The organism is Stenotrophomonas terrae, from assembly GCF_001431465.1.
Taxonomy (GTDB): Bacteria; Pseudomonadota; Gammaproteobacteria; order Xanthomonadales; family Xanthomonadaceae; genus Stenotrophomonas; species Stenotrophomonas terrae.
This window is the reverse complement of the sequence record NZ_LDJJ01000059.1, coordinates 20,637-28,531: the sequence shown is the minus strand read 5'-3', so window position 1 is coordinate 28,531 and position 7,895 is coordinate 20,637. Positions and strand designations below refer to the sequence as shown.

Annotated in this window: 12 protein-coding genes and 1 other RNA gene; 7 read left to right on the top strand and 6 right to left on the bottom strand. The window is 61.6% G+C overall.

All coding sequences use genetic code 11. The annotated features are described in order from the left end of the window. Positions 1–420: 420 nt before the first annotated feature. A complete protein-coding gene (gene fur / locus ABB27_RS16130; protein ID WP_057629813.1) occupies positions 421–831 on the bottom strand; it encodes a ferric iron uptake transcriptional regulator in 411 nt (136 codons plus the stop codon). Between the two features lie 104 nt (positions 832–935). On the opposite strand from fur, the gene ABB27_RS16125 reads away from it, so the two are divergent. Beyond that, on the top strand, positions 936–1,325 hold the full coding sequence (locus ABB27_RS16125) for an outer membrane protein assembly factor BamE (RefSeq protein ID WP_057629809.1): 390 nt from the start codon (positions 936–938) through the stop codon (positions 1,323–1,325). A 21-nt stretch (positions 1,326–1,346) separates the two neighbouring features. Here the strand turns inward: ABB27_RS16125 and ABB27_RS16120 are convergent, their stop codons facing one another. Further along, positions 1,347–1,607 (bottom strand): RnfH family protein, encoded by a 261-nt coding sequence (locus ABB27_RS16120; RefSeq protein ID WP_057629808.1) that lies wholly within the window; start codon positions 1,605–1,607, stop codon positions 1,347–1,349. Then, complete coding sequence (locus ABB27_RS16115; RefSeq protein ID WP_057629807.1) at positions 1,608–2,036, bottom strand: type II toxin-antitoxin system RatA family toxin; 429 nt, start codon at positions 2,034–2,036, stop codon at positions 1,608–1,610. It lies immediately after the preceding gene. Positions 2,037–2,086: 50 nt separating this feature from the next. Between ABB27_RS16115 and smpB the strand changes: the two genes are divergently transcribed. Together smpB and ABB27_RS16105 are read left to right on the top strand one after the other, a co-directional pair. After that, entirely contained in the window at positions 2,087–2,590 is a 504-nt protein-coding gene (gene smpB / locus ABB27_RS16110) for an SsrA-binding protein SmpB (RefSeq protein ID WP_057629806.1), read from the top strand. Next, positions 2,590–3,009 (top strand): GNAT family N-acetyltransferase, encoded by a 420-nt coding sequence (locus ABB27_RS16105; protein ID WP_057629805.1) that lies wholly within the window; start codon positions 2,590–2,592, stop codon positions 3,007–3,009. The genes smpB and ABB27_RS16105 overlap by 1 nt, the downstream gene beginning before the upstream one ends. Here the strand turns inward: ABB27_RS16105 and ABB27_RS16100 are convergent. After that, positions 3,006–3,641 (bottom strand): hypothetical protein, encoded by a 636-nt coding sequence (locus ABB27_RS16100; protein WP_152984636.1) that lies wholly within the window; start codon positions 3,639–3,641, stop codon positions 3,006–3,008. The two genes, ABB27_RS16105 and ABB27_RS16100, sit on opposite strands and share 4 nt — an antisense overlap. 233 nt (positions 3,642–3,874) lie before the next feature. On the opposite strand from ABB27_RS16100, the gene ssrA reads away from it, so the two are divergent. After that, positions 3,875–4,228: a transfer-messenger RNA gene (gene ssrA / locus ABB27_RS19440) on the top strand. A gap of 82 nt (positions 4,229–4,310) precedes the next feature. On the opposite strand, the gene ABB27_RS16095 is transcribed toward ssrA, so the two are convergent. Both ABB27_RS16095 and ABB27_RS16090 read right to left on the bottom strand, forming a co-directional pair. Beyond that, the gene (locus tag ABB27_RS16095) at positions 4,311–4,988 is read right to left on the bottom strand and encodes a L,D-transpeptidase (protein WP_057629803.1); all 678 of its coding nucleotides are present in this window, start codon (positions 4,986–4,988) and stop codon (positions 4,311–4,313) included. 159 nt (positions 4,989–5,147) lie between these two features. After that, a complete protein-coding gene (locus ABB27_RS16090) occupies positions 5,148–5,414 on the bottom strand; it encodes a hypothetical protein (RefSeq protein ID WP_057629802.1) in 267 nt (88 codons plus the stop codon). Positions 5,415–5,807: 393 nt separating this feature from the next. On the opposite strand from ABB27_RS16090, the gene ABB27_RS16085 reads away from it, so the two are divergent. From ABB27_RS16085 to ABB27_RS16075, 3 genes are all read left to right on the top strand, one after another. Then, on the top strand, positions 5,808–6,230 hold the full coding sequence (locus ABB27_RS16085; protein ID WP_057629801.1) for a GNAT family N-acetyltransferase: 423 nt from the start codon (positions 5,808–5,810) through the stop codon (positions 6,228–6,230). 138 nt (positions 6,231–6,368) lie between these two features. Further along, positions 6,369–6,656, top strand: coding sequence for a hypothetical protein (locus ABB27_RS16080; RefSeq protein WP_057629800.1), 288 nt, complete (start codon positions 6,369–6,371; stop codon positions 6,654–6,656). A gap of 238 nt (positions 6,657–6,894) precedes the next feature. Further along, a complete protein-coding gene (locus tag ABB27_RS16075) occupies positions 6,895–7,842 on the top strand; it encodes a C13 family peptidase (RefSeq protein WP_161809667.1) in 948 nt (315 codons plus the stop codon). The last annotated feature ends 53 nt before the right edge of the window (positions 7,843–7,895 follow it).

Below are 7,895 nucleotides of genomic sequence, written 5' to 3'. Positions count from 1 at the left end.
GCTTTGGGCTTTGGCTTTGGCTTTGGCTTGAGCTTTCGCTTTCGCTTTAAAGCCCCTCTCCCGCCTGCGGGAGAGGGGTTGGGGTGAGGGCAGCTCTTGGCTCTTCAAGCTTGGCTCCCAAAGCCCCTGCCGAGCATGGCTCGGCACTACAGCGGTCCTGGCAGTGGCTCGGGAAAGCCCCTGCCGAGCATGGCTCGGCACTACAGCGGCCCTGACAGTGGCTTGGGAAAGCCCCTGCCGAGCATGGCTCGGCACTACAACGGCCCTGACAGTGGCTTGGGAAAGCCCCTGCCGAGCATGGCTCGGCACTACATCCAAGCCCCCGCCTTTCGAAAAGGGCGGGACACAAACAAAAACACCGGCCATTGGCCGGTGTTTTTGCTTCAACAGCAACAGCCCAAGGGCCGTGCCGGCAACGCCTTATTTACGCTTTTTACGCACGTACAAGACCAGCGAGTGTTCTTCCAGTTCAAAACCGTGCTCCGCAGCGATCTTCCGCTGCAGCTCCTCGATTTCCGGGCTTTCAAACTCGATGATCTTGCCCGAGTCCACGTCCACCATATGGTCGTGGTGGCCGCCGCGGTCCAGCTCATAAACCGCCTGGCCGCCTTCAAAGTTGTGTTTGAGTACCAGACCCGCCGCTTCGAACTGGGTCAGCACACGGTAAACCGTGGCCAGCCCGATCTCATCACCGCAATCAAGCAGCTTGCGGTAGATGTCTTCGGCGGTGAGGTGGTGCTGGTGGGGGGTGTTCTGCTCGAGCAAAGCAAGGATGCGCATCCGCGGATGCGTTACTTTCAAGCCGACTTTGCGCAGGTCATTGGATTCCATGGCCATCGTGTTCATTGGCGGTTTAACGCCAGTTATCTCCGGTCAGATCGCGCTGGGTGCCGGGGAGTGTATCATCGACCTGATTTCCTCAACCGCCCTACCTAATGCGCAACCTCCTGTTGATCGCCGTTGTCGCCCTGTCCACTACTGGCTGCGGCATCATCTACAAGCAGCCCATCTATCAGGGCAACCTGATCCGTGAACAGTCCGTGGCGCAGTTGCAGGTCGGCCAAAGCAAGCAGCAGGTGAATGCGCTGCTGGGCACGCCGTCCATCGCTGACCCGTTCCACGCCCAGCGCTGGGACTACACCGCCAGCCAGCGCGTGAACCGTCTGGGCAAGACCGAGGTGAAGAATTTCACCGTGTTCTTCGACAACGACCAGGTCACCCGCTGGGAAGGCGACTACTTCCCGACGCAGGATGCCGACCTGGCCCGCAACAGCGTGCGCCAGTTCGGCCGCAACCTGGCCAAGGACAAGAAAAAGGGCCGCTGATCCAGCGCCCCTTCCGCAGAATCAATCGCCGCCGCGCGCCCGCCGGCGGCGATTCTCTTTGGGGTCGGCCAGCAAGGGACGCAGCAGCTCGATCCGGTCACCGTCCAGCAGGCGCTGCTGCGGTTGCGCAAGCACACCGTGCACCGCCATGGCCACGACATCGGCAGCGCCCTCCAGCGCCGCCTGCGCTACCGCCTCGGCAACCGTGCAACCGTCCGCCAGCTCAAGCTGGCGCTGCTGGTAACGGTCCGGCCACGCCAGCACCACTTCCACACGTATCACTCAAGGCTCCTGGTCGGCCACACGCACGAAGTCGTTGACCATGCGGTCAGCCAGGCCCTGGAAACCCAGCGCCAAGGCCGGCCCAAGCAGGCGCGAGGTCGGCTCGAACTCCAGCTCCAAGGTGACTTTGCAGGCGCTTTCAGACAGGGCATGGAACTCCCAGCGGCCATGCAGCCGCTTGAACGGACCATCGCGCAGCTTCATATCGATGCTGTGCGGGCGCTGCAAAGTGTTTTCGGTCATGAACCAGGTACGGAACGAGCCCAGCCCCAGATCGAGCCGGGCAACCAGCCGCTCCTCACCCTGCTCCAGGATTTCCGCCTTGTCACACCAGCGGAACCGGCCCGGGTAGGCGGCAACATCATTGACCAGGTTGAACATGCGATCGGCGGAGTGTTCGACCAGCGCGCTGCGACGAATGGTAGTCATGGCTATACAGAAAGTGTTCGGGGAGCCCCCGAATCGGAGACAATACGGAAATGAGCACGAAACAAAGCAAGGATAAAGCAAAGAACGGGACGGCCGACAAAACCATCTCGTTGAACAAGCGCGCGCGCCACGAATTCCACCTGGAAGATCGGGTCGAAGCCGGCTTGGTGCTGCAAGGCTGGGAGGTCAAGGCCATCCGCGCCGGTCGCGGCAACATGACCGACGCCTATGCCTATGTGAAGGATGGCGAGATCTACCTGATCGGCGCGCAGATCACCCCGTTGATCCAAGCCTCCACCCACACCGTTCCGGAAGACCGCCGCCAGCGCAAGCTGCTGCTGCACCGGCGCGAGATCGACAAGCTGATCGGCCGCGTCGAGCGTGACGGCTACACGCTGGTACCCACCGCGATGTACTGGAAAAAGAACAAGATCAAGATCGAGATCGCGCTGGCCAAGGGCAAGCAGAATCACGACAAGCGCGATACCGCCAAGGAGCGCGACTGGGACCGCGAGAAGCAACGCGCCATGCGCGCCCACAACCGCAACGCCTGATGTCGGCACAGCGCGCGGTGCAGGCAGCCAGCGCGCAGGATGTGCAGGCACTGTGTACACGGCTGCTGGCCTTCAACCGCAAGGCCAGCGGCAATAGTTTCGATGAGCTGCCGCTGCAGCTGGCCATCCATGGCGCAGACGGTAAGGCCTGCGCCGGCCTGTTCGGCGACGTCTGCGCAGGCTGGCTCGCCATCCACGTGCTGTGGGTTGATCCCGAACTCCGTGGCCAGGGCCTTGGCAGCCAACTGTTGCTGCAGGCCGAGCAACAAGCCAAGACCGCCGGTGCGCACAGCGCGATGCTGGACACCTTCGACTGGCAAGCCGAGGACTTCTATCTGCGCCATGGCTATGAAGTGTTCGGCCGACTCGCCGATTTTCCACCCGGCCATCAACGCATCTATCTGCGCAAGACGCTTTAGCCCGGCAAAACCCTGCGCAGGCGGCGACGCTGCACGCCCGGCGACTGCAAGGTCGCATACAGCACGCTCAAACTGACCACCTCGGACAATTCGGCCGTCTTGCGCTCGTCACCTGCAAGCCATTGCCGCGCGTCTTCAGCGGCCTGTGGCGGTAGCAAGGCGAGAATCGCAGCATCTTCCAGATCATCAGCCTGCAGCTGCAGCGTCTGCGCAAGCCGCAGCAAGCGCACGGTGTAGATCAGCACCTGCGCCAAGGCCAGGGCCATCGCAACCAGTGCAACCCGTTGCACCCCCGCCGGCTGCAGTCCCGACCAGGGCAACTGCAACAGCAGCAACAGCACAACCACCGACAGATAGACGCCCAGCCAACGGCGCCGCACCGAGCGCATGCGCCCCATCATCGCAGCACAAAGCAGCAGCACCAACGGAGCCAGCTGCGGCCAAAGGGCACGCCCGGCCCAGGCCGTGATCAGCACCAGCACCGCCATCACCAGATAGAACACTGCAGGCAGCAAGGCCCGCCGCCGGAACCCGGCTCCCACATTGCCCGCCAACATCTGCAGGCTGCGCACACCGCGCTGCTGCATGACCGCCCTCACTTCACCAACGTCCAGGTGCTCATGCTCGGGCATCAGACGTCGCAGAAAGGTCGGGGTGAGGTTAATCGCACGGCAGGCGATGCCGCATCCAACCTGCTGGTTCGGCCAGGACCATAAGTGCAGAGCGGCAACCGCTGTTCTGCACGCACCGAGCAAGCACGCGATTGATGCGGGTGACTGTTCAGGGTTTTCCCTGTAGCATTCGATCCGTCAGCGAGGCTTTGGGCAGTACAACGTCCACAGCCTTCATGAATCAACGTCTTACCGGGGGTGCACTGGTTTCGACGGGGGTTGTGAAGTCGCTTGGCGCATGCCGAGGGGGTAGCTTTCCTCGTAAATCCAGCTGCAAAACTCTAGTTGCCAACGACGACAACTACGCTCTCGCCGCTTAAGGCGTAAGCCCCGAACCCACTTGTGCCCGTGCTCGTGGATGTAGGGTCATTATCACGGAACCGGCTGTGACGGCTGCCTGTCAGTCACGGCTTAACCAAAACAGGCTGGTCCTGGGGTGCGCTTTGCACACCGTGCTGCCACAGGGCGAGATCCAACGGTGAGCTAAGCATGTAGTGCTGGGGATGGAGTGCCTTCGGACGGCGGTTCAATTCCGCCCACCTCCACCATATAAAGGTACCGAAAGGTATCGGCAAAACGAAAAACCCCCGAGAAATCGGGGGTTTTTCTTTGCCCAAGTTTTTTGCGGAACTAGTGGGAAGCGCGTGCGCGCTTTCCATCGCCGGGTTCTGCCGTGGCGCGGCTGTTCGCGAACTCCGGGAGGGCTTCTGCCAGCGACTCGGTCTCCGGCAGGATGTAGAACACCCCGCCGCGTTCGAAGGTTGGAGCGATGACCTGCTCGTAGAAGCTGGGCGAGAGATTGATGCAGCCGTGGGTGACGCGGTTATCTTCGGGCGAAGGCGATGCGAGGCGTTCGACGCGCCGCTCGGCCGGAACGCCAGTAGCGGTGGGATGGATGGAAACCGCCGAATCGTAGTCCACCCACAGCACACGTCCGGCGTCGATCGATGGACCGAAACCGCCCACGTAGCGGCCGGCGGGTGTCGTCCTGTCACGACCCGGAATCTCGCGCAGCGCAAGCCCCGCCACACCGGGTGCCGTGTGATCCCCTATCCCTGATCCAAACAGCGCCGGCGTTGCGCCGCGAAGCCGGCCATCGCCGCCGAACACCAGCACTTGTGCAGCGGCTTTATCCATGATTGCGAACGGATAGCCCTGGTTGTCCTTGCTTGCGACAACCCAGCCAGCGAGTTCAATTACGGTGTCAGAGACTTCCTGGCCCGGCGGAAGCTCATCGACGGATGCCAGCGGTTGCGCGGGAGCATCCTGGGCGCTGGCCACGCCGCTACACGCGAACGCCAGCGCCACTACCAGCGCGCGATAAGTGGTTCTGATTGCAGGGTATGAGTAGGTACGGATGGGGCGCTTCCTTTGACTGCAGGCTGCGTTCTGAAAAGGAAACCAGTGGCCCGCAAAGGCCACCGGATCCTGATTCCAGGTATTCGGTGTGGCTTGTTACCAGAGCGACTAGCCGCGCGGAGTGCGGCGGGGTGCCCTTTCAAGCTGCTGTACACGGCCTTCAATCTGATCCAGCCGTTGGTTTGCCTGCTGTGCGGACTGATTGGCGGATTCGGCGCTCTGTGCGGCGCCCTGCACCTTCGTATCGAGTTGATCGAGGCGTGAGTTGATCCCTGCAAACTCCTCTTTGTACGTTGCGCAGGAAGCAAGACTCAGGGCAACGATTGCCACGCCGAGCCCACGCGCCATTACCAAGTGTTGTCGGGTCATGAACATTCCACTCCTCCTTCGTCTGGGGAATTTGAATATAGCGGCCTTTTTGCCGAGCTCGTGACCCGCTTTCAGCTGAGGTTTGAATAGGTGGATAGCAAGTGAAGATACAGCCCCTTTATCCGCGACCGACCAAGCACATTGCCCTTCCGAAAAGCCCGTGTTCAAACTTTTTATTAAGTAACGATATCAATGGCTTGAAGATGGAATCTGATATCACTTAGCGGGCCGAAAAGCAGCAAAAGAAGTGTGTCGATAAGCTGATTTTCCGGGTTCTTTCACGCCAATTTTATGACTCCGCCGGAGCAGCTCCCGACCCGGTACGACGCGCATTTGACTTGCACCTCACCGTAGGCAAAGTGGCAGCTGGGCGCTATCGCCAAGCCAGCCTCATCCGCCATGACCCTTACCTACACCACGTCATGCCAACAGCTTGATTGGCAGCAGCTGGCGCAACTACTCACGATTACCGGCCTGGGCACACGTTCGACGCAGGAATTGGAGCTGACCTTCCGCAACAGCCAGGTGACGGTATTTGCGCATCAAGGCGACCAACTCGTAGGCGCAGGCCGTGCGCTCAGCGACCATGTGGCCTGGTCGGTGGTTTTTGATGTGGCGATCGACCCAGCCCTGCAGGGCCAAGGCGTCGGCGCAGCGTTGATCGAACGTATCCAGGCAGCGGCGGGCACGCCAAACAGCATGCTCAAATCCATGCCCGGCAAGGAAGGCTTTTACACCAGACTGGGCTACCAACTGATGCCCAGCGGCATGGAGCGCCGCTCCAATCCCGACGCGCCCGCACAGACTGAAAAACCTGCTTGACGCGATTACAGCCACGAGCGTGCTCATTCAGTGTCAGATAAATCCTATGGCACATGAGGTGTATCCCTCATTGAGTCATCCCTATCCCCGATAGGACCATTACAGACTCTTGGCTGGCAGCCATCGTACGGGTGCTGTATGGACTACGAGAAGTTGCGGGATCACTTCGACGTTCTGGCACAGCAGGTGGTGCACGACGCCACTTCTCTCGGCGAGCATGAGCGCAAACAGAAGCTGCTTGAGATGCATCAGCTTGTCGACAGGATCGTAGAGGTGGTGCCCGACCATGACGATCAGGCCAGCATCCTGTGCCGGCTGGAAGATCTGGTCTACCGCGCAAACAGCGCCATCAACGCCGCCGAGCAGTTGGAGAACCTAAGGAAGAAGTCGGCACTGGCCTATGGCTGGTCGTTGTACGCCGACTGAGCCCCAAGCCAGCGCTCCGGTTCCGCTGTCCGTTGCTCGAACACAGTAGGAACACAGCTGCCGTTCCCTGCGCTTACACCTACTACGCAGCAAGCCTCAACTCCGGCACCATAGCCGCCAGGGCACGCTACGGCCGCCCACCGGATGCAGCACGGTCGCCCCGACTTTGCCGCCATACCCACCGTCATGGATTACGGCAATGGCAGCCCAGCGCATTTCCCCGCACTCCCTACCCCGCTTGATCAGAACCCTGGCCAGCGCGTTGTTGCTGGGCTGCGCCGGAGCAGCGGGCGCGGCGAACGAGCCTGGACCACAAGCCACCACGCCCAAACTTGAAGGCAACCAGCTCACGATGCTGGACGCCGCATTGGCGGCCCTGCCCGCCCAGCGCCCAGGCGTAACCGATGTCTACGTGCTCGGCGTGGCCGGCGATGTCGATGAAGATGTATTCCCCAATGAAGTGGCCTACCTGCAGGAACTGTCAGCCAAGCGCTGGAACGCCGAAGGCCGCATGATCAGCCTGGTCAACCGGCCTGCGCTGGGCAACGGTGGCGTAACCCCGGTCCAGGCCACCTACGACAGCATCGGCCATGCACTGCGCGGATTGGGACAGAAGCTGGACCCAAACGAGGACGTGCTGTTCCTCTACCTCACCAGCCACGGCCTGCACGACAACAGCGTTTACCTGCACACCGACCGCGACCAGGAAGACTATCTGGCGCCGGAGCAGCTTGCCCGGTTGCTGGACCAGGCGCAGATCGGCAATGCGGTGATCGTGGTCTCGGCCTGCTTCTCCGGCGCCTTCATACCCGCACTGTGGTCACCGCAGCGCATGGTCATCACCGCCGCGCGCAAGGACCGCCCGTCATTTGGCTGCGGCAACTCCGATAGCGCCACCTGGTTCGGGCGCGCCTTCCTGATCGAAGCCTTGAACACCACCAACGATTTCGGCGCCGCGTATCGCCTGGCCGCCAGCACCGTGCGTCGCCGCGAAAAGGAGCAAGGCGAGCTCCCCTCCGAACCACAATTCCATGCCGGCAAAACGGTTGCGACGGTGCTGGAGCAATGGCGCACGGGCTTGCCGGAGACGGCGGCCGTGCCCTATCCCTTCGTGTACCAGCGCCCGTCCGGGGCCAAGACGCTCAGCCCCAAGAGCAAACCAGCCAACCGCAACCGCAAGGGCTGAGTCCGCTCTCCGAGCCGGCAGATGAAGCGCACAGGGCCCACCCATTCAGGATG

Bases quoted from the DNA above. Each gene is read 5' to 3' on its own strand.
- fur (WP_057629813.1), bottom strand. From the start codon at position 831: ATGGAATCCAATGACCTGCGCAAAGTCGGCTTGAAAGTAACGCATCCG.
- ABB27_RS16125 (WP_057629809.1), top strand. From the start codon at position 936: ATGCGCAACCTCCTGTTGATCGCCGTTGTCGCCCTGTCCACTACTGGC.
- ABB27_RS16115 (WP_057629807.1), bottom strand. From the start codon at position 2,036: ATGACTACCATTCGTCGCAGCGCGCTGGTCGAACACTCCGCCGATCGC.
- smpB (WP_057629806.1), top strand. From the start codon at position 2,087: ATGAGCACGAAACAAAGCAAGGATAAAGCAAAGAACGGGACGGCCGAC.
- ABB27_RS16105 (WP_057629805.1), top strand. From the start codon at position 2,590: ATGTCGGCACAGCGCGCGGTGCAGGCAGCCAGCGCGCAGGATGTGCAG.
- ABB27_RS16100 (WP_152984636.1), bottom strand. From the start codon at position 3,641: ATGCCCGAGCATGAGCACCTGGACGTTGGTGAAGTGAGGGCGGTCATG.
- ABB27_RS16090 (WP_057629802.1), bottom strand. From the start codon at position 5,414: ATGTTCATGACCCGACAACACTTGGTAATGGCGCGTGGGCTCGGCGTG.
- ABB27_RS16085 (WP_057629801.1), top strand. From the start codon at position 5,808: ATGACCCTTACCTACACCACGTCATGCCAACAGCTTGATTGGCAGCAG.
- ABB27_RS16080 (WP_057629800.1), top strand. From the start codon at position 6,369: ATGGACTACGAGAAGTTGCGGGATCACTTCGACGTTCTGGCACAGCAG.